This window comes from Pseudoalteromonas sp. SG43-3 (assembly GCF_014164385.1).
GTDB lineage: Bacteria > Pseudomonadota > Gammaproteobacteria > Enterobacterales > Alteromonadaceae > Pseudoalteromonas > Pseudoalteromonas distincta.
Genome location: NZ_JACJFC010000017.1, coordinates 1 through 26,178 on the forward strand (window position 1 = coordinate 1; position 26,178 = coordinate 26,178).

Below are 26,178 nucleotides of genomic sequence, written 5' to 3' on the forward strand. Positions count from 1 at the left end.
GAAAACTATTTGTAGCTATAAATATTATTCTTTCTGTGGCATATATAAACATGTAAAAAAGAGGAACGTTTCCTCTTATTCTGACTAAGTTAATGACGACTCACCTGACTGACCGCTTATCGCTCATAACTGCCTATCAATTGCACTCTACAATGTCTTATTTGATCTTCTTTGCTTATTTATTTTTTTACTGTTTTTGGCTGGCTTAATAGGTTTTATAAATATATGATATTGATAATTATTTGCATTAAAAGGTTTTGAAGGTGTGTGTGAAAAAGTCTATCTTAACTCTGGCGTTAGTTACGGGTTTGAGTGGTTGTAGCACAACAACTGTGCCGCCTGATAAAAGCTCATCATTATATTACTCAGCACTTTACAATGCACAAGCAAAGCCTGTTAGCTCTGTATTATTAGAGCCCACGCTATTAAATGTCGATGTGGTTTTAGTGGGTGAATGGCATACGCACCCGGGTGTGCATTTATTTCAGGCTGAGTTATTTGAGCAATTAAGCAAAAGTAATAAACGCACTGCCCTGTCGCTTGAACAATTTAGCCGCGCCGATCAGCTTACTTTAAACCAGTATGTTAAAGGTGAAATTGGTGAGCAATACTTAATTGACAACACCCAAGCGTGGCCTAACTACAAAAGTGATTACCGTGCGCTGGTAGAGCTGGCAAAAACGAACAATAGCGATGTAATCGCTGCAAATGCCCCTAAAAATATAGTCACCTGTATTGGCAGGCAAGGCATAAGTTACCTAAATAAGCTTGATGAAACTCAGCAAAGCTATATTGCGAGTACTATTGATACTTCACTAAGCGATTATAAACAACGCTTTATGGCATCAATGCACCATGGTACTTCAAGTCAAAACGAAAACTATTATGCAGCGCAAGTTACGTGGGATGAAACCATGGGGGAGTCTATCGTTAACTATTTAAATAATCATAAAGATGCGCAAGTAATGCATATAGCGGGCGATTTTCATGTAAAAAATGGCGAAGGTATAGCGCGCGTTATTAAGCGTTTAGCGCCAGAGCTAAATGTTGTGTGGATATCGCCGGTAACGAATGTGCAAGCTAATCAAAGTGGGTATCAGTTGCAGGTTAACCCTTTGCCAACCCGTTATGTACAAAAAGAACATCAGCAAGCCGCTTTTAAAGCGTTAGGCAAGCGAGGCGAGCAAACAGCTTGCTTATAAAATAACGACATAGTTAGTGAATCTCTTAACCAGGGCGCAGGTTAACTATGTCGTCATGTATTTAGTTTAGTTATTTCGGGCTTGGTTGGTTAGCTCAACCAGCGCTTTACGTACCTCTAACGGGCTGTTGCACTGGGTTTTAAAATTAATAAAGTAATTACGCTTTTGGCTTTGTATATAAAAACCAGTGGGTAATAGGCCGCTCATTATAGGGGTGTTATCGGCTACGCCGTAGTGCTGCATTAATATGAGCGACATAGCATCTTGGTGATCTTCATTCATATGGTTAATCATGCTTTGCTGTTGGCTTTCATCCCAGTTTTTTGCCTCGCCCTGCCACTCGATTTGTTCAAGCCAAAATATTTTGCCAAAGCCGCCAATGTAACGCACTCGCACTACGTCTAATTGCCATAATTGAAAGTCGTGCGCGTTGCGATAGCTAGCGGCTTCGGGGTATAGGGAAATATAGTTATCAAGTAAAGTGTGTGCTTGCTCACTTGGCACAATAGAGCCATCGCCTACAAGCGTTACGCGGCCGTGCTCGTTTTGATCGCCACTGTCGGTGGCATCAAACACAGTTAGGCTCATACGTGAGTCGTGCTTTAGATTTTTAGTGTGCTGGGCTATATCGCTAATAAAAAAGTAAACGCGGCCTTGTTCGTCGCACATATAGGGGGTTACTGAGCCAAACGGGTAACCGCGTAAATTATTAGAAATGGTCGACATAACACCGGCATTGGTTTTGTAAACCAATGTGCGTGCATCGTTTAACGCTTGCTCTCTCATAAAAACTCCTGACGTTGAGAAAAAACCATGGGTGCATCGTTATAAGGATGAGGGTTTACGTGCAGTTTCATGGCGTACATTTGTTGTAAGTTTTGTTCAGTTAATACGGTGTTTATAGGCCCACTTTGCAGCACTTTTTTGTTGTGCAGTAAAATAGCATCGGTTGCATAAAGGCTGGCCAAGTTTAGATCGTGTATTGCAATAATGGCGCTGTTACCCTGCTCTACAAATGCTTTAACGCAGCTGAGCAAAGCATGTTGATGGCGCATATCAAGTGCTGATGTAGGCTCGTCGAGCAGCATTAGTTTTGGCTCGGCCGATTGTGTAAAAGCGTTTAGCTGCGCTAAAGTACGCGCCATATGTACGCGTTGTTGCTCCCCGCCCGAAAGCGCACTTACGCGGCGAGTTAAATAATGGCTTAAATCCATAATAGCGGCGTATTTATTTACTTTTTCGCTTTGCATTTTTAATGACTCTACATACGGGTAGCGGCCCATTGCAATAAGCTCAAATACAGTAAAATCAAACCCTATGTGGTTTGCTTGCATCATCACTGCGCGCTGTGTGGCTAGGCGTTTTTTAGCATGAGCGGCCAGCGGCTTAGCATTAAAAAGTACACTGCCTGTAAAGGAGTGCATACCTGCTAAGGTATGCAGCAAGGTAGATTTACCTGCGCCATTTTCACCAAGTAGTGCTACAAGTTGCCCTTGTTTAGCGCTGCCATTAATAGCGTTTAAAACGCTGTGATTATCAAAGCCAACGCTTAGATTGTTAAACGTGATCATGACCAACCTCGCTTATTTTTCACTATTAAATAAATAAACAATGGCGCACCCAATAATGCAGTAATAATTCCAATGGGTAGCTCTGATGGCATTATGGCAATGCGTGCTAGCCAGTCAGAAAGTAGCAATACCACTACGCCAATTAGCATACAAAGCGGCAGCATATTACGTAAATGCGGCCCCACCATTAATCGGGCAATATGCGGGACTACTAAACCAACAAACCCTATTAAGCCGGTAAGTGCCACAACCGCCCCTACTCCTAGTGCAACAAGTATAATTACATATAGTTTGAGCTTGTTGGTGTCTACCCCTAGGTACTGAGCTTGTGACTCGCCAATAAGGAGTAAGTTCATGGGCTCTTTTAACCGCCACAGGCCAATTAGGCTGATAAACAGTAACGGCGCAGCTTGAATAATCGTGCTCCAGCTTGCTCCGCCTAATGAGCCCATGGTCCAGTAATTTATTAATCGTAGCGCGCTATCGTCGGCAAAAAAGCTCAGTAGCCCAATAACCGCAAATGCTAACGCGTTAATAGCCACCCCCACTAATATAAGTGTGGTGATATTAATTTGCCCTTGCTGCTTGGCAATAAAATATACCAGCGAGGTAACACCAAGCGCCCCTAAAAAAGAGGCATAAGGTAAATACAACTGCGCGTTAAAATTAAACTGCGCGCTAAGTGCTATAAACGCCACAGCAACCATAGCCGCACCCGCACTAATGCCAATAATAGATGGATCGGCCAATGGGTTGCGGCACAGCGCTTGCGTTGACGCACCTGTTTGGGCAAGCACCAACCCTACAAGCACTGCAAGCACAAAGCGTGGCAAACGTATTTGCATTACGACATTTATTTGCAGCGCATCAAACTGATTAAAGCGCTCGGGTGCAAGCCAAGCAATGGCTAAACGCCAATCCCACCCTGCTGGCCCATACCCTATGCTAAGTAGCGCCAAAGAAAAAATACACACAGAGGCTAATAGCATCCATTTATGGGTTTGGCTAAGTGTTACAGGGTTAAAACGGCTCAATGTTAGGGTGTTCATAAGTGGGCTTTGTACTCGTTAAGCTCATTAATTGCTGTGGCTATACGCGGCGACATGCCAAGCGAAAGTAGGCTATCCATTACAAGTAAGTTACAGGTTTGCGCCGCTTTTAATAAGTGTAGTGTAGGTTGCTCACAAAAAGCCTGCTTACCGCCAAGGCTTTGTACAACATGGGCTGGGGCTACTAAAAAGTCGGGCTGATTTACAGCCAGTACTTCACTATTTATTGCTTTAAAGCCTGAATGCGTAGCGCCTATATTGGTAATGCCTGCATAGCTAAATAATAAATTAGGGACGGTTTCTTGCCCGGCGGCAACAAGCCCGCGCTCATTAGCTGAGAGTAAAAATAGCGCGCTGTGTGTTTGCGCTTTTGCTTTTTCAGGTAACGATTTTGTAATGTGTGTAATAAGTGTTTGTGCTTTTTGCTTGGCGTTTAAATCGTCACCTAAGCGTTTTATTAGCTCAAGTAGCTCGTTAACTGAGGTCGGCTTTTTATAATGAATGAGCTTAACCCCTGTTGCCTCAATTTGCTTAAGTGCTTGGCTTCGCCCTGCGCCTTCAAGCGCTAACAAGGTGGTTGGACGCATTGAAAGTACGCCTTCTGCCGCTAATTCACGGTAATAACCCACCTGTGGTAATTGCGTAGCTTGCTGTGGGTACATACTAGATTGATCAACAGCTACAAGGGTATTTTGTTTGCCTAGCGCATAAATTATTTCAGTAAGGGTGCCGCCAGCGCTAATAACGCGCTCTTGTGCAAGTGCAGATTGGGCCATTAAAGCAAACAATATAAATAGGTATTTCATTACACACTCCGGTTTTATTTTTTGGCTATTATAACCAGTTAAATCTAAATGAAAATGATTATCATAATTAATTGATCTTAATTTGACTTAGTTGTAACATCTCCGCCATAAATAATAACTATTATCATTTGGAGTTAAAATGAATCCCTCTGCGTTTAGATTTACTGCTATTGCAACCTTACTACTCGGCTCGGGCACTGCCATTGCCGAAAACATAATTGACGATCATATTGTTGTAAGTGGCTCGCGCTTTGAGCAAAAGCTTAAAGATGTTACAGGCTCAGTTACTGTTATTACCGAGCAAGACATAGAGCGTCAGCTAGCTGTAGATTTACAAACCATGTTTAAGTACGACCCAAGCATTGCAACGACAGGCAGTGGCGCAGGCGCGCAAACACTTACAGTACGTGGTGTTGGTGGTAACCGGGTTGTATTTATAAAAGATGGCCGACGCACCAACGATGGTTATGCAGGTGGAGGGGGCTATTTAGTTGGCCGTAATTATTTTGACGTAGCAGGTGTAAAACAAGTAGAAGTAGCCAAAGGTGCTGCATCGTCATTATATGGCTCTGATGCACTTGGTGGCATTGTGGTTATAACCACTAAAGATCCTAGTGATTATTTAAAAAATAACAGCAGCTTTGTAAAAATGGCGCTTGGGTATCAAGGTCAAAGTAATCAAGTAGCCGCCGATATTACTGCTGCAAAAGACTTAGGCGACTTTGCAGTAAGCGCCGTGTATAGCCACCGCGACAGCGAAGAAGTACAAAACTATGACGAAAACTTACCCGGTTATGATGCTAAGTCGGATGCTTTATTAGTTAAATTTGAGCAACAGCTTGATGAAAAACGCACACTTAAATACACCCTTGATTACTTTAATCAAACAATTGAGCAAGAAATAACTCCCGCCATTCAAGAAACCGAAGAAGACGACACGAGTTGGTCACTGGCGCTAGATTACCATTCTGAGGTAGCAACAGCCGCGTTCGATAAGTGGTATGGGCAAGTGTCTTATAGTAGTTACGAGCAGCAAAGCGATCAAATTAGTGGCGCAAGCACCTACACCGATTATAACGACTATCGCTTTGAGCAAAATATTTTAGGTTTAAAAGCGATATTTAATAAAGAGCTTAAAGGAGAAACCACCGATCACGAAGTGGTATACGGAGTTGATATCGACTTATACGACACCACTCGCCCACGTTTAAAAACACGTGTTTTAGCTGATGGCACGGTTGATTTTACAGACCAAAAACAAAAAGCATTCCCGGGGGCTGACACCTCTTTAATTGGCGCTTATGTACAAGACAGTATTTCGTTTAAAAACAGTGCCTGGTCGGTTATTGCAGGCGTGCGATATGATTACTACATCCTAGAAGCTAAAAGTGATGAGCTTTACGCTGATGCGCAGCTTGATGATATTACCGAATCTGCTTTCTCGCCTAAGCTAGGTGTTATATACCAAGTGGATGATAACTTATCGTGGTACGGGCAATACGTACGAGGCTTTAAAATACCACCACACGACCAAGCCTATCAAAGCCACGGCGTTGAGCCGTTTTATCAAATATTACCAAACGCCGATTTAGACCCAGAAAGCAGTGACTCGTTTGAGCTTGGACTAAGATACGCCAGCAGCGATATTAGTGTAAATTTAAGTGCTTTTTATGCAGCATACGATGACTTTATAGAAACCGCCGTAGTGGGTGTTGAGCCAACGTACATTCCTGGCGTAAACAAAACGCTGTATCAGTACCAAAATATTAGCGAAACACAAATAAGCGGTGTGGAAGCCGGAATTGCCATGTATGTAGCTGAAAATATACTACTAGAGGCAAACGTGGCTTACGTTGATGGTGAAAATAAAGAAACCGATCAGCCACTTACCAGCATTAGCCCGTTAAATGGCTCAGTATTGTTAAGTACAGAACAGGGTAATATTAACTGGACCGCCGCGTTGCGTTTGGCTAAATCGCAATCGGATGTAGTACTTGATACAAACGGTAATAAAACTACGCAAGGACATGGCTACGGCGTTGTTGATTTATACGCAAACTACGAATGGCAAGCGTGGCAGCTAAATGTAGGTGTACTTAACTTGCTCGATAAAGAATATGTACCTTTTGAGTTGATTGCAGGTCAATCACAAGGTGCTGATTTTAGCCAATACACCCAACCTGGGCGTAACTTTTCAGCCAAAATAAGCTATGAGTTTTAATTAGCTCCTAGAAAATTAAATAGCAACAAACGCTGCATGAAGCTGCAGCGTTTGTTGAGTTTATTTTTATGATGACACCCAACCTAATTTTTTATTTATTGATTCCTAGATTCTAATTGGAAGTGCACCACCTAATTCATTATGGCTAAAGTACAAAATTAACGGTGGGTGTCATCTCAAAATTTAATCTTAAAATTTACTAAAAACAAAGTAACACTTTATAAGCCAGCGATTTAAAGCCAAAATCACTGGTTTTATAAATTAATTAACTGCAAAGTCTTTTGTTTCTAAATAGCTTGGTACGGTTTTAAAACATGCCTCTAGTTTGCTTTTAAGCGCAGTGCTTATCGAAGCATCACACTTCAATTTCCCGTTATATTTACTCATAGTAAGCGGTACTAAGCTTAACGAGTCATAGCTTGGCTTGCTTTGTATTTTATGAATTACTAAACCTTGCTGCTCTGTTAGCTTTATTAATGCAAACACATTTTTTTGTGCTTGATTAGTCGTTATTTTTTCAACATATAGCGGGTTTTTAAAGGTTAGCTTTGTAGTAAAAAGTGCGTTGCCACCGCGTTCACAATGGCCGTTAAATACAGTTACATTTAAGGTGGGTGTCTTTTTATTTATTAATAAATTTAGGTCAAATTTGGTTGGTAAAATAGTGATCTTTTCTTGCTCGTCTGCTGCTTTATTTAAAATATTTTTGATTGTTTTTAAGTGGGTGTCACTTGTAGTTACTTCATACACTATTTGGTAGTTGTGTGGAGGGGCGTATAAAGGCATGTGGCTGGCAAGTACTTTATCGCCGGCTAAAATAAGCGCCATACCATGGAAGCCATTATAGCTTTGGGTTATGTGTGAATTGTGTTGAGGTGTATTTGCGTGCGCTGCACTCGATAATAAAATAAAAAATAGCAGTATGTGTTTCATGTTAGTGCTCAAAAAATATATATAGCGCCACTATAAGCTGATTTTTATATACAAATAATCGATAATAAGTGATTAGTTGTTTCCTTTTAGTTAATACGGTTTGGCGCTATGCATTTAGATGACATTGAAAAAGTAATTCATATGGCGGGTTCGCAAAATCTGCATACAACCGCTAAGCACTTTAATATTACCCCAGGTGCGCTGTCTAAAACGCTAAAAAAGGTTGAGGCAAATTTAGCCACGGAGCTGTTTAACCGTGTAGGTAAAACCTTAGTACTCAATGATAAAGGCAAAGAGTTTGTTAAGCACAGTAGCGATTTAGTTCATAATTACCAGCAGCTTACTAGCCGTTTTAAAAGCGATAATCATAAATTTAATGCGGTTATTGCAGGCCCTGCCATTTTACTCAAAAGTGGCGTTAAAAAGCTGCTTACACCCCTTAGTAACCTGCCTTGCTCGGTGCGTATTAATAATGTATTTGAAGGTGAAGCCATAAGCCAAGTTGCATCAGGTTCGGCGCATATTGCGCTAGTTACTCGCGAGGCATTAAACAACAGCTCACATACTAATTTAGTGGCGGTTGACGTATTTAATACTGAGTTTAGTGTAGCTGCGTCTCCTTCACATCAGCTAGTACAAAAAGGCTTTTTAACACTCAATAAAAACCAATTACTACAGTTGTCTTTTGCATGCCCGTTGTTTTCACCACTGTGCGGCCTTGAACAAGGTATTGGCTCCGACGGTTGGCAAGATGAAATAGCCCCGCGCAATATTGTATTTAGATGTAGCGATTACAGTGCATTAATAGAGGTGATACAAAGTGGCTTGGCGTTGGCATATTTACCAAATTTCGTGATTGATGATTTAGGGCTTAAAAAATTAACTGTAAAGGGGGTTAACAGTCGCTACAACGAAGACATAGTAATGATTTACAAACCATCAAAAGCTGATGGCTGGCTTAATAAACTCATGCACTCTTTGTAGAGAATTTATCAATTTAAGTTCAATGTAAAGTATTACTTAGCTAAGCAGTGGTTAGCTAATATCAGCAACAATGCACTGATTACGGCCATGTTCTTTTGCATGGTAAAGTGCTTTGTCAGCACATTTGTAAACTTGGTCTATGTCGTTACTGTGCTCAGGACTAAAAAAATCAAACTAAGTGCATAAAAAAGGCCAGATGCAAACGCTACTGGCCTTTCATTAAAACCGTCATGTATTTAGAGATGACGGGATGTTATTTAAACTTATTTACTTACGTTTTTACGGCGTCTATTAAACCATACTAATGGAGTAAGTAATAAAGCTATAAAGCCAAAACTACCACCACCGCTAGATTTTGATTCAGTTACAGGCACTGTTGCTACCGCTTCATTTTTTACCATTACAGTACTTTGTTGAGTCACAGTTGTTACACCATCACTTACGGCAACTTCAAAAACAAGCTCTTCATCTGCAGTAATAGCTGCAGGTGTAAAGCTTAAAGTTTCAGTGTCAGTACCAGTGAGCGTAGCAGCACTACCGCTAACCTGAGTCCAAGCATAAGTTAGTGTTTGACCATTGCGATCTGTAGCTGTTGCTGTAATTGTTCCTGTAGCAGATTCAGTAATTTCCGCCGATGCACTTTCGACTAAAACAAGTGGGGCTGCGTTATCACATGCTAGTGAATCACCCGCTACAAGCTCTGAAAATACAGGAGATAAAACGTTAGACATAGTTAGGTTATCAATCCACCAACCTAAATCATCAACTGCGCCATCTGATGAGATTCTAAAGCGCACTTTTACTAAGTTGCCGTTTAGAGCATCACCAAAGTTGATAGTTTCATAATTACCATACGCGCCACTATCTTGTACGTTATTACCTGTAAAAGTTTCACGTTCTTGAAGTTCTTGCGAATCATTTTCGATTAGAACAGCGTCATAGCCAACATCAAATGTGCCGCCAATTTCAGTAGCATCAACCCAGTCACCGCCATTAACACTAACTTCTACAACACCACCATCCCAGTTTTGCTCAATACTATAGAAATGCCAAAATGAGATTTCAAAGTCGCCTGAGTAACCAACTTCGAATGGCTTACTCTCTATTGCTACATCTGATTGGAAGCCATTATTTACAAGGCGCATTGCCTGTGTGCCTAGCTCAAACCCACCTTGTTCAAAGAAGGCAATATTACCACTATTATCCATAACCTGAGTGCCAACAGCTAAGTCACCGCCAAACATTACGTTTTCTTTTAAATCTAATAGTGATGAACTTGCTACTTCCATATCATCTGAAACTACAGCTCCAACAGGCATTTCTGACTTAAAGCCCATATTTACTTCAAACGTAAGTGTTTGATCAAGTGCTTCAACGATATCATCGTCCGTTTCAATTTCAGGGAATGTGACTTCAATTTCTAGTGTTTCAGCTGTACCCGCTTCGTTCAAAGTAACTTTAATATCGTTACTAGTTATTGCTTCGTACGGTTGAACTTCACCAAAAGTAAGTAAACCATCATTTTCAAATGTTACATCATGATCGCTTATAACAGTCAGTTGTGCTGTTGTACCACTAAGTACTTCACTACCACGGTTAGTAATTGTTACGCTAACCGTACTCGTTTCGCCTTTATCTAAAATATTGTCGTTAGTACAAAAACCAAGCTCTGTACCATTGTACATGTTGTTTAAGTCAGCACTTGCAAATGCATAGCTAGAAAGCTGTGTTTTATCTGATTCAACCACACCAGTAAGGTCATTACTGAAACGATCTGGCGATACTGCGCCAAGACCCATACCACGTTTAGCAAATGCACCTACCATTAATTTGTAATCAGCAGGGTCTACTGCATAGGCAGCAGCTAAAATAGCATCACGTGCTTCAGTGTAGGTTGGTGCTATAGGTGTTAACTTGTAACCTGCAACTAAGTAATCAGCCATTCGAGTTTGTGCTTCATTAAAGCCATGCTCGTTAATAAGCGCTACGTAGTTTTCCCATAATACAGTTGCCCAAATTTCGCCGGCAGCATGAGGAGAGGCTACGCTTGTTGGTGAAATACCAATATCAGCGCCAGCATTTTCAGTAATATGGCGGAACGACAATGCATTTACATCTGTATCAGTTGAATAAGGAAGACGACGAATACCGAAGTAGAAGTCTTCTACAAATGTGCCGCTACCATATGCTTTTTGGAACTTATCGTTACCTGTAATATTTATATCGCTTTCTTTAGCGATAAACATTAATGAGTGGAAATCGCCCCAGCCTTCGCCCATTGCGCGGCCTTGGAAGTTAATAAGGCCTGATGAATTACCGACTAAGCGGTTACTAATATAGTGACCCCATTCATGAGCAATAATACCATTATCAAACGTACCATCTTTTAATGTTGCTTTTGTAAACATGTTTACAGTAACAACTTCACGAACATCAATTAGGTCATACATTGCATGACCATCAGCGTAATTTAAACCCATATTTGGAATGGTTACAGTATCGTCTTCACCGCCCATTGGTGACGGTTCTGCCGTATCTGGGTCATTATTAACAACGATAGTTGCTATTGCGCCTGCATCTTGTGCATTTTTTACTTTAACTGTAAAAGCACATGAACCACGGTCTACAATTGCAATTTTTCCTGCTAGTTCAGCTGCATTTATAGCAGGCTCACAACCATCATTTACACTTGTTGAATCTACTGTATTTCCATCATCTAAACGAACAACTTCTGCAGCCACGTCACTGAATTGGTATTTACCAAAGCCCGATTCTTTTGTTGAAGCTAAAAGACCTAAAGAATCATGTGAAGTTACTGTAATACCAAAATCTACACCAACAGTGGCATCTTTACTGTTGTACAAGTACATTTGCATACGTGGACTAGCACCATCAGCTGGCGTAGACATATTTGCGTTATTACGACCTGAGTTATCTTGAGCCTGTGCTTCAATCGGGTCACCTTCTACGCCGCCACGACCAAAGTTAGATACCTGCGCTACATTTGACGTTTCATCAAAGCCATGGTCATAGAAAAAATCATGTAAAAAGTTATTCATGTAAAACAAGTTAACAATAGCCGCTTTACGGTTTGCGTAGCTATTTGCGACTTCATCTACTTGATAAGGGTAGTCAAATGTGAAGTCTGCTGTTGTTTCAGCAGTAAAGTCACCTTCACTAAAGTCTTGAGGTGCAACCACATCGGCGTATGCGAATACGTTATTACCCGAAGTTGTCGTTGCATCATCAGCTAACCATGGGTCCATTGTGCTTAGTTTGCTGTAGTAAGATAGAGATACCATTGGCGCGTCTAAAATCTCAGTCTCGTCTACTTGTCCTGGGCCATCTGCAGGAATTACGTCACCGTGCGGACTTTCCATTGGGTAGCCATCTTGGTTTGCGTAAACACGGTAATTAAAGTCAGCTGCATGAGATTTCAAATCTTTCGCAAAATATACTTTGCTGTTATTTGAATCTACTACGTAGCTAAAGTAGTCACTTTCTAAAGAGCTAACTTCTGATACTTCTACTTCAATGTAGTAAGCTGATTTAAGCTCGCCTGCAACTTCAAAAAACACTTCTTTTGCACGTGGTGTACCTAAAACAATCTTAGAATCATCTAATGATTTAGCCTCATATTTTGCATATCCACCTTCGTTACCAATTTTACGAAGTGAGACATCAATATTTGCTAATTCACTAAATGCTTTTCTTATGCTTTGCTCAGAGCTTACAAAACCAGTTAACGCAGCAAGTTTATTTTTAGATGACGACGTATCAGCAAAATAACCCGAGCTTGCTACTAAGTTGTACTCTTTATCCATTAACAAGTTGTATTCGCGGTTAAAAACTTCAACACCGTTTACTTGTTGTTTGTATTTTGCACTAATAGAACCGCGTTTTTGCTCTGATAAATCAACCATAACAGCAGAAGATGCTGTTGCTTTACGATTACTAATACCTGTTAAAGTTTCAATATAAAAGTCAGCAGCATATTGATTACGGTTATCAGCTGCGATTAAAGCCATGTCAGGCTTACGCTGACCTATTGCTTGCCATAAAAATGTTGCTTTACCCATTTGTGCATCGTAAATAGATTTTTGACCCGACACAGTGGCGCGTTCGGCTAAGGTTTTCTGCTGAACGGCAGCTAAAGAAGCGCCCTGAGTAACTGAATTTGTTGCACTTACATCATAAAATCGAGTTTGTTCAGCGGCCGTTAGTTCACCTGCTGCTAATGTAGATGTTACAACCATGGCAATAGTTGTTAATTTGAATTGAGACATGTATCCACCTGTTTGTATTTATTATGTTTAAATACTTAATGTTTTTAAATTGATTGTTTTATGTAAACATCTAGTTAAGTTGTTAATATACAGACTTGAATAAGGCTGAATAGCTTTAAATTTAAAGAAAAGTAAACAAAGGTAAACGAATGCAAAAAATAATTTTTACAAGTGCAGTGCCAATAATCGCAGCTTTATTACTATCTGCATGTAATAACAGTGAAAAAACAGAGGTTAACAACTCTCAGGTACAACCTAAAACAGCAGAGATCATTATAAAAGAACCATCTAAGAACCAGAAAAGTGACACTATTTTCCCTAAAAAAGAAAGTAGTCAAGGTGTTGTTAAAAATGCATCTAAAAGCATAAATTCATCTGGTGATAAACTTATCTTTAACTCTGAGCAGTTATTTAAAGGCGACGTTATTTATAATCAGAACTTAAAACAAAAAGGTGTAGTAACAGGTACTCTTACCATTACACTAAATACCGATTCTGTGCCTGATGAGTTAAAAAATAATTATGAATTAGTCAAGTCAACAGCTCACAATTACACATTACTTGTTGAAAAGGATGTTGATATTGCAGGATTGTCTAGTGCTCTAAACAGCTATAGATCAGTGAGCAATGTAGAAATTGCAATTAACTATTCACCTATCGAAACACACTTTTAATCAGCAACAATGCACTGATTACGGCCATGTTCTTTTGCATGGTAAAGTGCTTTGTCAGCACACTTGTAAACTTGGTCTATGTCGTTACTGTGCTCAGGCCAAGTTGCAATCCCAATAGAAATTGTTATAAAGCCGATAGTTTCCATATTTGTAGACTCAACAGTTTTACGTAGTCGCTCTGCTATTTTGAGCGCACTTTGGCTGTTTTCATTAGGCAAGACAAGTACAAATTCTTCACCACCTATACGTGCTACGATATCGTCTTTTCGAGATAATTTTTTGATAATATCAGTAAGCGATTTAAGAGCTTCATCTCCTTTATCATGGCCAAAGGTATCGTTAACTCGCTTAAAGAAATCGATGTCTATCTCTAAAATAGCAAATGGAGTTTGCTTAAACATCAATTGGTTTAATAAACCGTTTAAACTCCTACGGTTATGAGTATCAGTGAGGGGATCTGTTTGCGTATCATGACGAAGCTGACCTATCTGCATTTGCAAAGTATTAACTCCATTGAGCATTGCAATTTTTAGTCTTTGGCTTTCAAAGTACCAAGATTTAACACTTTTTAGCTCTTCAATACTTGTTGGATCGTCAAGTGTATTTGCTTTGTCTGCTAGTTGTTTTAAAGGTCTAGAAATTAAGTGAGCAAAAAAACCTATTAAAAGAAACGTAATAACAGCCATCGGTAATGTACGTTTTATTACTTCAGTTATGAGTAAATCAAGTGACGAAAGCGTTGCTCTTACAGGGCGCTGAGCGACAATTACCCATTTTGCTTTAGGCACGGAGGAAAAGCCTGCTAGCATTTCTATCTCTTGGCTATTTTTAACAATAGAAGTACCGCTTTGGCCTGTAATCATATTATTAGTGATGGAATTATTTGTGACGACTGTCCCTATTAGTGCCTGATCTGGGTGATAGAGAATTCGCCTACTGGCGTCGACCACATAAATATATGTTCCACCCTCATAATAATGCTGCTCTAATAAGCTATTTAAAATATTACGCTCCTTTAGATAAAGAGAGCCACCAATATAACCAAGGTAATCTCCACTTTTATCAAACAAAGGATGAGAAATAAAAACAATAAAGTTCCCAGCAGCCGACATATAAGGCGTGCTGATTAATGGTCTTTTTTCTTGTAGCGCTTGTACAGCGCCAGGTGAGTGGATTGATTCACCAATAAGTTGCGGAAATTTAGGAGAGGTTGCGACAACAACACTATGCTTATTAATTACAACCGAGTTAAAGCTATTCGTTTGTAAGTGTAAGCGGGTCGCTTCTTGGTTTAATAAATCTTCATCATCAACTCTTTGCTCTATTTTTTTAGCTGAATAGGCCAGTTGTTGCATTGCGGATTCTAAAAAATTATCTGTTGCGGATGCCAGTTTATTGGCATAAGCATAGTTACTTTTTAGCGTGTAAGCTGTTAACTGCTCTTTTTGTACTTGGTAGGTAGAATAAAAGCTACTTACTAAAGTACTAATAGAAGCCGTAATCGCTAAAAGCAAAATAAGAAATCGAAGATTTAAGGCCGTTAATAATTTTTTTTCGCAAACGTATGCCATCCTAAGTACAGGTATTCAGTACCCGAACCTATAATTGTATATAAAGCCCGCAATTATACCCTCTTGAAAATTTATTATCTAATATTAACAAAGCCACAAAAAATATAACTAAATATAACTTTTCGCTAGTTGCAAGATTATGAATTTTCTTTAACTTTTACAATACGTTATTGGTTCCTCTGCAAAAAATCCTTCTTTTGCAGTTACCTCAAAAAGTAGTTAAGCTGCTTACACTTATCTACTTTTTAGCTTTGGAGTGTGTTTTGCTAAATAAGTGTATTGTATCGTCTATCGTTTTTTTATCTGGGTGCTTAATGCCATTACAATCCTCGCTTGCTAAACCCGTGCTTTCTCTTGAACAACAACTTGGGCAAAAGCTAATACTCGACTTTCGTTACTTCTGCCAGCAAGGAGTAAGTAATAAATGCCGAACTCCAATGACCGAGTTACCTAATGAACTCGCTACCGCTATTGCAAAATACGATATTGGTGGGGTAATTTTATTTTCTGAAAACACTCAATCGATAGAGCAAACAATTGCGCTTAATAGCCAATTGCAAACAGCTGCAAGTAAATCCAGTAGTAAGCTGCCGCTATTTATATCAATAGATCAAGAAGGCGGACGTGTAGCGCGTTTACCACGCGATGTTGCCACCTCATTTACCGGTAATATGTCGATTGGCGCAACCTACAAAAAACACGGTACAAGCTTTGCGACAAAAACAGCAACAGTAATAGCTAAAGAGCTAAATTCGCTGGGTATAAATGTAAACTACGCGCCCACGGTTGATGTAAACATGAACCCCGATAACCCTGTTATTAACGTACGCTCGTTTGGTGAAAAGCCAGCATTAGTGAGTAAATTGGGCGCCGCACAGGTTGCAGGATTTGAAAGCAATGGCGTGATTACCTCGTTAAAGCACTTTCCGGGTCACGGCGATACAAACGTAGATAGCCATACAGGCTTGCCTAAAGTAAACCATGCAAAAGAAGTTATTTACGAGCAAGACCTAGCACCGTTTAAACACATTATCGCCAAGCAAAACCCAGGTATGATAATGACGGCGCATATTCAATACCCAGCGCTTGATAGCACAACGTTTATAAGTGTTAATGGCAAAACTATGATAAAACCGGCAACAATGTCGCGCGCAATCATTACTGATATTTTACGTGGCGAGCTTAATTACCAAGGAGTTGTAGTAACTGATGCGCTTGATATGGCTGGTATTAGTAACTTCTTCACACCAACTCAAGCGGTAATAAATACATTTGCCGCTGGAGCTGACATTGCCCTAATGCCTATTGAAATTAGAACACCAGATGATTTAAATAAACTCGATGATCTTATTAAAGATCTTGTTGCAGCGGTTAAATCAAACCAACTTGATGAGCAAGAAATAGCACAATCGGCACAGCGTATTATTACACTTAAAAATAAATTTAGATTAAGCACTAATTTTGACCCTATTACCGCGCTCATAAATGCAAAGCAAACAATTGGCAGTGCAGCACATCGCGAAATAGAAGCGCAGCTTGCTGTAGAGGCAATAACGCAGGTTAAAAATAATAACAGTACTTTGCCGCTTAATTTAAAAGCAGGAAGTAATGTTCATATTATTATGCCAGACACGCGTAAATGTATGGCAATGCAGCAAGCAATTGAAGCTATCAGCCAGCAAAAACTTAACTATAGTTGTAGTAGTTTACAAGGGTTTAATCCGGCACTCGCAAAAGCACAAATACACGCTGCTGATGTAGTTATCGCCGGTAATGCAACACCTAATCAAAGTGCGGTCGAAATTGGCGGTATGGATGATTTAAAAGATGATTCAAATTTTGCACTTAATAATGCAGAGCAGCCAAAAGCACTTGAGTCATTATTAAATATGGCAAAGCAGAGTAATAAAAGCACTGTTTTTATAAGCCTGAGAGCCCCTTATGACATTGCTAAATTTGGCGATTATGCAAATGCCGTACTTGCATCGTATGCATATAATATTGATGTAGATAAAAACGATATTGTATCTGGTCCTGCTTTTACCGCACTTGCAAAAGTGTTACTAGGAGAAGCACCGGCTAACGGCGTATTACCTGTCACAATAAAACCGCAAAAGGCGCACTAATATGAAACTCAATTGTGATTTAGGCGAAAGCTTTGGCGCGTGGAAAATGGGGCTAGACGATGACGTTATGCCACATATTGATATGGCTAACATTGCGTGTGGGTTTCATGCAGGTGACGCCGATGTAATGGCATACACTATTGTACTTGCCAAGCAACATAACGTACAAATTGGTGCTCACCCAAGCTACCCAGACAAGCAGGGCTTTGGTAGGCGCTCAATGGTACTTAGCGAAAAAGAGCTTACAAATTGCCTGCACTATCAAATAGCCGCTATTGAGGGGATGGCAAAAGTACAAGGTTTAACACTTAGCTATGTAAAACCCCACGGCGCACTTTATAACGACATGATGGCAAATGATCAAATATTACAAACCGTTATAAATGTAATTGCCAGCTACCCAACAGATTTAAAGCTAATGATTTTAGCGACTAAAAATGCCAATAAGCACATTCAAATAGCCAAAAGCTCAGGAGTTGATCTAATACTCGAGGCATTCGCCGATAGGCAGTACACCGACGACGGGCATTTAGTGTCACGAACACTTGAGGGCAGCGTTCACAACAAAGCTGCATTACTAAAACAAGTAACTCAGCTTTTATCCGATGGTAGTGTAACAACACGAACAGGAAAAAAACTAACGCTCAACGCCCATAGCTTATGTGTACATGGCGACAACGCTGATGGCATATCACTTATAAAAGATATAAAAGCCCTGTGTAACTCAGCCAATTAGGCTTTCCACACAACCTTAAATTATAAGCTGTAAAGCCCCTTTACAGCTTTAACTCATAGAGTTAAATAAGAGCTTCATCGCATCCTACTGTTAATTTAATAATCCCTAACATATAACTACTTAGAAAATTAAAAAAGTAACAACAGGGATAAAAATGAAAAAGTTTTTAAAACTTAGCCTCGTTTTAGGCTGTAGCAATTTAGCCTACGCTGAAAAAAATACACTACAACTGCAAGATGTATTTAATTTAGAATATGCCAATCAAATAGATATAACCGAAGACGGTAAAACGGTTTATTTTGTGCGTAATCGCATGGATATAAAAACAGATCGTAAAGTGGGGAATATTTGGTCTGTTGATTACAAAACCAAACAAATGCAGCCATTAACCTCTGGCGTGCACATGGATTACTCGCCAGTACTCTCTCCTGATGGCCAACGCCTTGCGTTTATATCAACCCGCGATGGCAGCAGCCAAATATATATTAAATGGCTTAAAACAGGTGCTATGGCAAAAATAAGTAACTTAACAAGTAGTCCTCGTGCGATTACATGGAGCCCTGATTCCAACCAATTAATATTTAGCATGTTTGTTCCAAGCGCTAATTCAGCACCAGTGAGCTTACCAGGTAAACCAAAAGGTGCAACGTGGGCAGAGCCTGCTAAATTTATTGATGATGTTTACTACCGTTCAGATGGTGGCGGTTACACACAAAAGGGCTTTAGCCAATTATTTTCCATAGATGCTAACGGTGGTAATGCCAAACAACTCACTCATGATGAGTTTGATAACGCGGGCGATGTAAGTTTTAGCAACGATGGTAAGTCGCTTTATTTTTCTGCAAACAGGCACACAAACAACCAACTAAAACCCACAAACAGTGAAATTTATAAACTCGATTTAGCTTCGCAAAATATAACAGAAATTACCGATAGAAATGGTCCTGACGAGCAGCCTAAAATCTCTCCCGATGGTCGTTACTTAGCGTACACAGGTTACGATGATAAACGCACTAACTACGAAAACGCTCAGCTTTATATTCGTGATTTAAAATCTGGAGAGACAGTTAGCTTAACGCCGAATTTTGACCGCAGCGTAGGTCAAATAAAGTGGAGTGCAAACTCCAAAGGCATATACTTTAGCTATGCAGATAAAGGCCAAACTGCCCTTGCGTATCAACCACGCAGTGGCAAGCGTAAAATAATAACAACCCAAATTGGCAGCGTTGCATTTGGTCGCCCTTATTCTGGTGGCGACTTTGATGTAAGCGAAGATGGCGAAATAGCCTTTACCCTTGCAGATACTCAGCGCCCTGCTGATATAGCAACAATTAAACGCGGTAAAGCGCAGCGTTTAACTACCCTTAATGCTGATGCTCTAGGTGATAAAGCTTTGGCTAAAGTGGAAGAAGTTTGGATTAAATCAAGCTACGATGAACTCCCTGTTCAAGGATGGATTGCCTATCCGCCAGGTTTTGACAGCAGCAAAAAGTATCCGTTAATACTAGAAATACACGGCGGCCCTGTCGCTAATTATGGGCCGCATTTTAGCGCCGAAATTCAACTGTTTGCAGCAAAGGGGAATATCGTTCTATACATGAATCCACGCGGAAGTGATTCATACGGTAACGAGTTTGCACAAACCATTCATCATAATTACCCAAGTAACGACTTTGATGACTTAATGACAGGTGTTGATGCGCTAATAGCGAAAGGCTTTATTGACGAGTCTAAATTGTTTGTAACCGGTGGCTCTGGTGGCGGTGTATTAACAGCTTGGATTGTGGGTCATACAGATCGTTTTGCTGCAGCTGTAGTTGCTAAGCCTGTTATCAATTGGATCAGTTTTGTACTAACAGCAGATTTTTATCCGTTTTTTGCTGATTACTGGTTTCCAGGAAAACCATGGGATCACATTGAGCATTACATGAAACGCTCGCCTATCAGCTATGTTGGAAACGTTAAAACTCCTACTATGTTGCTCACTGGGGAATCTGACTACCGTACACCAATTTCAGAAACTGAACAGTTTTATCAGGCATTAAAGTTACAAGGTGTTGATACTGCAATGGTGCGAATTCCTGATGCATCGCATGGTATTACAGCTCGCCCATCAAACTTAATGACCAAAGTTGCTTATATTCAATGGTGGTTTGATAAACACACTAAATAACCTAAAATTTGTATAACATTTATAGCTCAAATAAAAGCCACTTTAAATAAGTGGCTTTTGTATTTATCGCCGTAGTATTCAAACTGTAAACCCCCTTTACACTTCTGTGACAGTTAAATATCGGACTTAGCTAAAACTTCAGTTAGTAAAATTTCGGTTTATAGCATTTTTTGTAACTTGAGTTGGTAAAAAATCGGTTTGAGTCACTGTTTATAGCCTCTCAGTTAGTAAAATTTTGTTTTATCGCACGGAGAAGTTAGTAAAAAATCGGTTTATAAATTCACTAAGTTTGTCTATTAAAGCAAAAATCAGTCACTTACCAGCCTTTTAAAGTTGTTGTAAACGCTTTTTACAGCAAAATCACCCCAAATATGCCGTTTTATGAAAGGTTAGTTAAACTCTGATCTGTAAATTCACTCAGGTAGTAAAATAGTGATCCAACATGATTTGGCAAGGGCGTGTTGAACTTTGGTGGGTTAATTTGCAGCAGTATGTTTGGTTTTTAGGCAAGGCGGAGCTTATGTAGTGTGGTTATTACCCATGAATAGGCGATAACGTAGCATAAATACCAAACATGCGCTGCCCTTTGGATTCTTTCTAGGGACGATAAACTCTTTGTTGCTCGGTTTTTACTTAGCCCACTAGGTTACAAACCTCGCGCCGCGATTTAATCGCCCCTAGTTTGAACAAATTTCAATCCACAAAGATCAACACGCCCTAGTTAAAGTCTGATCTGTAATTATGCTTCAATGTTCTAACTTTACTTAAAGCAATAAAAAAGGGCCTATTGGCCCTTGAGTAACACTATCTAGTTAGGAATTAAAATTGGTTCATGGTGTTGTCTTCACCACCGGCTTTTAGCGCGTTATCACCAGAGAAGTATTCTTTGTGCGTATCGCCCATGTTAGACCCTGCTAGGTCTTGGTGCTTAACAGAAGCTTGCTCACGACGAATTTCTTGGCGTTGTACATCACGTACATAAGCCAGCATACCCATATCGCCAAAGTAACCTTCTGATAAAATATCAGTGCTCAGTGCAGCTGTATGGTACGTAGGCAGAGTAATTAAGTGATGGAAAATACCGGCTTCACGTGCGCCATCGCGCTGGAAGTTTTGCACTAGTAAATCGGCTGCTTGTGCAAGCTCTGTTGCATCCATTTCTGGTGCCATAAGGCCTTTATTATCGCCAAGGCTTGGGTAAGCACTAAGGTCACGGCCTGCTTCTTCCCACTCTTGATACACTTGCTCACGAAACTTAAGCGTCCAGTTAAACGAAGGCGAGTTGTTGTATACCAGTTTTGCATTTGGCACGTGTTCTTTTACACGATTCACCAGTTCTGCAATTTGTTTAACATGTGGTTTTTCTGTTTCAATCCACAGTAAATCAGCGCCCGACTGCAAGCTAGTAATACAATCTAATACTACGCGGTCTTTTTCAGTGCCTTCGCGGAACTGGTATAAACCGTTATCTAGGCGAGTTGGTTTACATAACTGGCCATTAATTTTCATTGCCGTATCGCCTTCATTTAAATCATCAACACCGTTAATTGGCGTAGTTTCTAAAAATGCATTGTATTGGCTTGCTAAGTCACCAGGTGTTTGCGACACAGGTACTTTTTGAGTAAGGCTGGCGCCTAATGAATCTGTACGTGCCACAATAATGCCGTTATCAATACCTAGCTCTAAAAAGGCGTAACGTACTGCGTTAATTTTTGCTAAAAAGTCTTCGTGTGGAACGGTCACTTTACCCGCTTGGTGACCACATTGTTTGGCGTCAGATACTTGGTTTTCTATTTGAATGGCACATGCACCGGCTTCAATCATTTTTTTAGCCAGTAAGTAAGTTGCTTCTTCGTTACCAAAACCGGCATCAATATCAGCAATAATTGGCACAACATGGGTTTCAAAGTTGTCTATTTTATCAATAACAGCTTGAACATCGCCGCCGTTCGCTTTTGCTTCATCTAGGTCGTTAAACAAGTGATCTAGTTCACGTGCATCAGCTTGCTTTAAAAACGTGTAAATTTCTTCAATTAGCGCAGGTACCGATGTTTTTTCATGCATGCTTTGATCTGGCAGCGGACCAAATGCAGAGCGAAGCGCTGCAACCATCCAGCCACTTAAGTATACATAGCTGCGTTTAGTTGTTTTTTGATGGCGCTTAATAGCCATCATCATTTGTTGGGCAGTAAAGCCATGCCAACAGCCTAAAGATTGCGTGTACTGGCTTGTGTCGGCGTCATATGAAGCCATATCTTCACGCATTACGTCTGCTGTGTATTGCGCAATTTCAATCCCTGTACGAAAACGGTTTTGTAAACGCATACGGCTTGCGTATTCAGGGTTAATAGCTTTCCATGCGCTGCCTTGTGTTTGGCAAAGAGTAGAGAGTGTGTCTGTTTCGCGTTGATATGTTGTCATAATAAAATCCTTCGAACGAGTGTGTAAATTATTTTAATGTTGTGAGAGTGGCTAGGAGTGTGTTCCGTAGCGCTTAATTCAACATTAGGCTCCTTTTCTAGATTTAGTAAATTTATAGTTGTTATTGTGGCTATACATTTTGTGAATAGCTAAAAAGCACTCAACTTTGCCTTTTTGAGTTATTGTTGCCTTACGCACAAGCACACAACAACATCGCGACCGTTTAAAGGAAGGCAACTATGTCCCACACTCTCACACATTCAGGACTCAGCGTAGATACACAACTCGCTGATTTCGTTAAAAATCAATTACTACCAGGCACTCACTTAAGTGAGCATCAATTTTGGCAAAGCTTTGCACATATCGTTCAAACACTTACCCCTACAAATAAGGCACTGCTTGAAAAGCGAGAATTGCTTCAACAGCAAATAGATGACTACCATCTTGCTAATAAAACGTGGGATAGCGTTAAGTACCATGCCTTTTTACAAGATATTGGGTACTTGGTTAAAGAGCCTGCCCACTTTGAAATTGAAACCCTAAATGTAGAACCCGAAGTAGCCCTTACAGCAGGCCCTCAGTTGGTTGTGCCTGTAAGTAATGCACGCTTTGCACTTAATGCCGCTAACGCTCGCTGGGGCTCGTTATACGACGCTTTATACGGTACTGATGTGTTAAGCGAAGATGACGGGGCTGAAAAAGGTAATACCTACAACCCTGTTCGTGGTTTTAAGGTAATGGCCTACGCTCGCCAGTTTTTAGATAAAGCATTGCCGCTGACCAATGGCTCGCATATAGAAAGCACGAATTACTCAGTAGTAGATGGCGCACTTTTAATTACCTTGCGTGACAGCTCTCAAACCACATTAGCTAACCCATCTCAGCTTATTGGCTATCAAGGTGAAGCACAAAACCCAACCGTAGTGTTATTAAAAAACAATGACTTACATATAGAGCTACATATCGATCACCACCACATTATTGGCCAAGCAGATAAAGCAGGCTTAAAAGATGTAGTGTTAGAGGCCGCGCTTACCACCATTATGGATTGTGAAGATTCAGTAGCTGCGGTAGATGCAGAAGACAAAGTACAAGTTTATAAAAATTGGCTTGGGTTGATGCAAGGTAACTTAGTTGAATCGTTTAAAAAAGGCGATAAAACCGTTGAGCGTACCCTGCAAAGTGATAAAACATACACCGCACTTGATGGCGGCACCGTTACTTTAAAAGGCCGTAGCATGATGTTTGTAAGAAACGTTGGCCATTTAATGACGAACCCTGCTATTACCGATGTGTTTAATCAACCGGTGTTTGAAGGCATTATGGATGCGATGTTTACAGCCACTGCTGCCCTGCACGACCTAAATAAAAAAACAGGTATCAAAAATTCAAGCGCGCAAAGTATTAATATAGTAAAACCCAAAATGCATGGCCCAGAAGAGGTGGCATTTACTAACACTTTATTTAGCTTAGTAGAGGAAGCGCTAAGCTTACCTAAAAACACGCTTAAAATGGGTATTATGGATGAAGAACGCCGTACTTCTGTAAATCTTAAAGCGTGTATTTATGCAGCTAAAGAGCGTGTTGTATTTATAAATACTGGATTTTTAGACCGTACTGGCGATGAAATTCATACCTCTATGCAAGCGGGCGTTGTGCTTCCAAAAGCACAGATTAAACAGCAACCATGGATACAAGCTTATGAGGATCGCAACGTCGATATTGGCCTTGCTTGTGGCTTAAGTCATAAAGCACAAATAGGTAAAGGCATGTGGCCAATGCCAGATAAAATGGTATTAATGATGGAGCAAAAACAAGCTCACCCTAAATCAGGCGCTAATACAGCATGGGTGCCCTCCCCTACAGCCGCTACCCTGCATGCAATGCATTATCACGATATAAACGTATTTACCGAGCAGCAAAGTATAGCTAAACGTACTATTGCGAGTCTTAATGACCTGCTTACACCGCCGCTAATGGCAGACCCTAAAACGCTTTCAAAAGAAGATATTCAAAGTGAGCTAGAAAATAACGCACAAGGTATTTTAGGTTACGTTGTACGTTGGATTGATCAAGGCGTAGGTTGCTCAAAAGTACCTGACATTAACCATATTGGGCTAATGGAAGACAGAGCCACACTGCGTATTTCAAGCCAGCATATGGCTAATTGGTTGCTAAATGGCGTGTGCTCACAAGCGCAAATAAAATCAACAATGGCTAAAATGGCAAAAGTGGTTGATAGACAAAACGAGCATGACACTGCGTATACACCCATGGCAACAAGCGAAGAAACCCTTAATAACAGCATTGCCTATCAAGCCGCTACGGCATTAGTTTTAGAGGGCGTAACGCAACCTAGTGGGTACACTGAACCACTACTACATAGCTACCGTATAAAATATAAAGCACAAAAATCGAATACGCTTTAACTGCTTAATCAAAGTTAAAATTAAGTACTAAACCAGCTTTAAAGCTGGTTTTTTATCGCCTAAAATTAGAATAACAGCACTTTTAAGGCATTTTAAAAATATATATTCAAATAAGCATAATACACATGAATATCTAACATTTATTTAAACGTAAAAAAGCGTGTTTTGCATACACAAAACACGCTTTTTAAAGCTTTTAACCGTTTGCGTTTAATTTTTTACAATGGCATTGTGATAAATATTTTGTACATCGTCACAATCTTCAAGCATATTTATAAACTTATCAAAGTTAGCAATAACTTCTTCGTCTTCAATTTCAATATTAACTTGAGGGATAAACGTAATTTCGTCTACTTCAAAGTTAATGCCTTCAAATGCGTCTTCAAGGGCAGTTTTAGCTTTAAAGTATTCTGTTGGCGGTGCAAATACTGATATTTTACCATCCTCGGCTTCAACATCGCTTACATCAACATCAGCCATCATTAATGCCTCTAATACGACTTCATCGTCATCGCCTGCAAAGCCAAGTACCGCATAATGATCAAACATATGCGCTACACAGCCAGGAGTACCAATTTTTGAGTCTGTTTTAGTAAATGGTAAACGTACATCTTTGATAGTACGGTTCGGATTGTCAGTTAAACAGTCAACAATAACCATGCAGTTACCAGGGCCATAGCCTTCATAACGGGCAACAGAGTAATCTTCTCCTGCGCCACCGGCTGCTTTTTCAATTGCTTTTTCGATAACGTGTGCGGGTACTTGGTCTTTTTTAGCTTTTTCGATTAGACGGCGAAGTGTTTGGTTTACTTCGGGATCGGGATCACCACTTTTTGCTGCAACGTAAATCTCTTTGCCGTACTTTGAGTTTACTTTTGTTTTTGCATTGGCTGTTTTGATCATAGAACTTTGACGAACTACAAATGCTCTGCCCATTTTGTGCCCCTAATGAATACGTTACGTTTTGCGGTATTTTACCAATTCAAAACGTATTGG

Annotated in this window: 17 protein-coding genes; 8 read left to right on the forward strand and 9 right to left on the reverse strand. The window is 40.1% G+C overall.

The features are described 5' to 3' along the window. Positions 1-269 precede the first annotated feature (269 nt). The gene (locus H5157_RS15075) at positions 270-1,202 is read left to right on the forward strand and encodes a ChaN family lipoprotein (RefSeq protein ID WP_182720231.1); all 933 of its coding nucleotides are present in this window, start codon (positions 270-272) and stop codon (positions 1,200-1,202) included. A gap of 66 nt (positions 1,203-1,268) precedes the next feature. Here the strand turns inward: H5157_RS15075 and H5157_RS15080 are convergent, their stop codons facing one another. The 4 genes from H5157_RS15080 to H5157_RS15095 are packed head-to-tail and all read right to left on the reverse strand — an operon-like array spanning position 1,269 to position 4,628. Continuing rightward, positions 1,269-1,988: a HugZ family protein gene (locus H5157_RS15080; protein ID WP_182692940.1), complete on the reverse strand. Its 720-nt coding sequence runs from the start codon at positions 1,986-1,988 to the stop codon at positions 1,269-1,271. Further along, complete coding sequence (locus H5157_RS15085; protein WP_182720232.1) at positions 1,985-2,773, reverse strand: heme ABC transporter ATP-binding protein; 789 nt, start codon at positions 2,771-2,773, stop codon at positions 1,985-1,987. Before H5157_RS15085 ends, H5157_RS15080 begins: the two co-directional genes overlap by 4 nt. Next, positions 2,770-3,822: an iron ABC transporter permease gene (locus tag H5157_RS15090; protein ID WP_182720233.1), complete on the reverse strand. Its 1,053-nt coding sequence runs from the start codon at positions 3,820-3,822 to the stop codon at positions 2,770-2,772. Before H5157_RS15090 ends, H5157_RS15085 begins: the two co-directional genes overlap by 4 nt. Further along, complete coding sequence (locus H5157_RS15095) at positions 3,819-4,628, reverse strand: hemin ABC transporter substrate-binding protein (RefSeq protein ID WP_182724994.1); 810 nt, start codon at positions 4,626-4,628, stop codon at positions 3,819-3,821. Before H5157_RS15095 ends, H5157_RS15090 begins: the two co-directional genes overlap by 4 nt. A 139-nt stretch (positions 4,629-4,767) precedes the next feature. Between H5157_RS15095 and H5157_RS15100 the strand changes: the two genes are divergently transcribed. Next, entirely contained in the window at positions 4,768-6,849 is a 2,082-nt protein-coding gene (locus H5157_RS15100; protein WP_182724995.1) for a TonB-dependent hemoglobin/transferrin/lactoferrin family receptor, read from the forward strand. Between the two features lie 261 nt (positions 6,850-7,110). Here H5157_RS15100 and H5157_RS15105 read toward each other — a convergent pair whose 3' ends face one another. Beyond that, on the reverse strand, positions 7,111-7,782 hold the full coding sequence (locus H5157_RS15105) for a hypothetical protein (RefSeq protein ID WP_182724996.1): 672 nt from the start codon (positions 7,780-7,782) through the stop codon (positions 7,111-7,113). A gap of 108 nt (positions 7,783-7,890) precedes the next feature. Here H5157_RS15105 and H5157_RS15110 point away from each other — a divergent pair, with 108 nt between their 5' ends. After that, positions 7,891-8,766, forward strand: a complete 876-nt coding sequence (locus tag H5157_RS15110; RefSeq protein ID WP_182724997.1) for a LysR family transcriptional regulator — start codon at positions 7,891-7,893, stop codon at positions 8,764-8,766. Positions 8,767-9,029: 263 nt separating this feature from the next. Here H5157_RS15110 and H5157_RS15120 read toward each other — a convergent pair whose 3' ends face one another. Further along, complete coding sequence (locus tag H5157_RS15120) at positions 9,030-13,052, reverse strand: rhombosortase-dependent M36 family metallopeptidase (RefSeq protein ID WP_182724998.1); 4,023 nt, start codon at positions 13,050-13,052, stop codon at positions 9,030-9,032. Between the two features lie 149 nt (positions 13,053-13,201). On the opposite strand from H5157_RS15120, the gene H5157_RS15125 reads away from it, so the two are divergent. Next, positions 13,202-13,726, forward strand: coding sequence for a hypothetical protein (locus H5157_RS15125; protein WP_182724999.1), 525 nt, complete (start codon positions 13,202-13,204; stop codon positions 13,724-13,726). On the opposite strand, the gene H5157_RS15130 is transcribed toward H5157_RS15125, so the two are convergent. Next, the gene (locus tag H5157_RS15130; RefSeq protein WP_220496871.1) at positions 13,723-15,240 is read right to left on the reverse strand and encodes a sensor domain-containing diguanylate cyclase; all 1,518 of its coding nucleotides are present in this window, start codon (positions 15,238-15,240) and stop codon (positions 13,723-13,725) included. The two genes, H5157_RS15125 and H5157_RS15130, sit on opposite strands and share 4 nt — an antisense overlap. Positions 15,241-15,611: 371 nt before the next feature. Here H5157_RS15130 and H5157_RS15135 point away from each other — a divergent pair, with 371 nt between their 5' ends. The 3 genes from H5157_RS15135 (at position 15,612) to H5157_RS15145 (ending at position 20,332) form a co-directional block, all read left to right on the forward strand. Continuing rightward, entirely contained in the window at positions 15,612-17,423 is a 1,812-nt protein-coding gene (locus H5157_RS15135; protein ID WP_182711974.1) for a glycoside hydrolase family 3 protein, read from the forward strand. Position 17,424: 1 nt separating this feature from the next. After that, positions 17,425-18,159 carry a 5-oxoprolinase subunit PxpA gene (locus H5157_RS15140; RefSeq protein WP_182711973.1) on the forward strand — a complete coding sequence of 245 codons (735 nt, stop codon included), beginning with the start codon at positions 17,425-17,427 and terminating at the stop codon, positions 18,157-18,159. A 154-nt stretch (positions 18,160-18,313) separates the two neighbouring features. Next, a complete protein-coding gene (locus tag H5157_RS15145) occupies positions 18,314-20,332 on the forward strand; it encodes a S9 family peptidase (protein WP_182711972.1) in 2,019 nt (672 codons plus the stop codon). An 819-nt stretch (positions 20,333-21,151) separates the two neighbouring features. On the opposite strand, the gene H5157_RS15150 is transcribed toward H5157_RS15145, so the two are convergent. Then, a complete protein-coding gene (locus tag H5157_RS15150; RefSeq protein ID WP_182711971.1) occupies positions 21,152-22,753 on the reverse strand; it encodes an isocitrate lyase in 1,602 nt (533 codons plus the stop codon). Between the two features lie 239 nt (positions 22,754-22,992). Between H5157_RS15150 and H5157_RS15155 the strand changes: the two genes are divergently transcribed. Then, positions 22,993-25,182, forward strand: a complete 2,190-nt coding sequence (locus tag H5157_RS15155) for a malate synthase G (RefSeq protein WP_182711970.1) — start codon at positions 22,993-22,995, stop codon at positions 25,180-25,182. Between the two features lie 210 nt (positions 25,183-25,392). Here the strand turns inward: H5157_RS15155 and H5157_RS15160 are convergent, their stop codons facing one another. Continuing rightward, the gene (locus tag H5157_RS15160) at positions 25,393-26,118 is read right to left on the reverse strand and encodes a YebC/PmpR family DNA-binding transcriptional regulator (protein ID WP_002959197.1); all 726 of its coding nucleotides are present in this window, start codon (positions 26,116-26,118) and stop codon (positions 25,393-25,395) included. Positions 26,119-26,178 lie beyond the last annotated feature (60 nt).

What these genes read in the sequence shown, in the direction of transcription:
- H5157_RS15150 (WP_182711971.1), bottom strand. Translation starts at nt 22,753, where the DNA reads ATGACAACATATCAACGCGAAACAGACACACTCTCTACTCTTTGCCAA.
- H5157_RS15135 (WP_182711974.1), top strand. Translation starts at nt 15,612, where the DNA reads ATGCCATTACAATCCTCGCTTGCTAAACCCGTGCTTTCTCTTGAACAA.
- H5157_RS15110 (WP_182724997.1), top strand. Translation starts at nt 7,891, where the DNA reads ATGCATTTAGATGACATTGAAAAAGTAATTCATATGGCGGGTTCGCAA.
- H5157_RS15160 (WP_002959197.1), bottom strand. Translation starts at nt 26,118, where the DNA reads ATGGGCAGAGCATTTGTAGTTCGTCAAAGTTCTATGATCAAAACAGCC.
- H5157_RS15155 (WP_182711970.1), top strand. Translation starts at nt 22,993, where the DNA reads ATGTCCCACACTCTCACACATTCAGGACTCAGCGTAGATACACAACTC.
- H5157_RS15085 (WP_182720232.1), bottom strand. Translation starts at nt 2,773, where the DNA reads ATGATCACGTTTAACAATCTAAGCGTTGGCTTTGATAATCACAGCGTT.
- H5157_RS15105 (WP_182724996.1), bottom strand. Translation starts at nt 7,782, where the DNA reads ATGAAACACATACTGCTATTTTTTATTTTATTATCGAGTGCAGCGCAC.
- H5157_RS15145 (WP_182711972.1), top strand. Translation starts at nt 18,314, where the DNA reads ATGAAAAAGTTTTTAAAACTTAGCCTCGTTTTAGGCTGTAGCAATTTA.
- H5157_RS15120 (WP_182724998.1), bottom strand. Translation starts at nt 13,052, where the DNA reads ATGTCTCAATTCAAATTAACAACTATTGCCATGGTTGTAACATCTACA.
- H5157_RS15100 (WP_182724995.1), top strand. Translation starts at nt 4,768, where the DNA reads ATGAATCCCTCTGCGTTTAGATTTACTGCTATTGCAACCTTACTACTC.
- H5157_RS15095 (WP_182724994.1), bottom strand. Translation starts at nt 4,628, where the DNA reads ATGAAATACCTATTTATATTGTTTGCTTTAATGGCCCAATCTGCACTT.
- H5157_RS15080 (WP_182692940.1), bottom strand. Translation starts at nt 1,988, where the DNA reads ATGAGAGAGCAAGCGTTAAACGATGCACGCACATTGGTTTACAAAACC.
- H5157_RS15125 (WP_182724999.1), top strand. Translation starts at nt 13,202, where the DNA reads ATGCAAAAAATAATTTTTACAAGTGCAGTGCCAATAATCGCAGCTTTA.
- H5157_RS15140 (WP_182711973.1), top strand. Translation starts at nt 17,425, where the DNA reads ATGAAACTCAATTGTGATTTAGGCGAAAGCTTTGGCGCGTGGAAAATG.
- H5157_RS15090 (WP_182720233.1), bottom strand. Translation starts at nt 3,822, where the DNA reads ATGAACACCCTAACATTGAGCCGTTTTAACCCTGTAACACTTAGCCAA.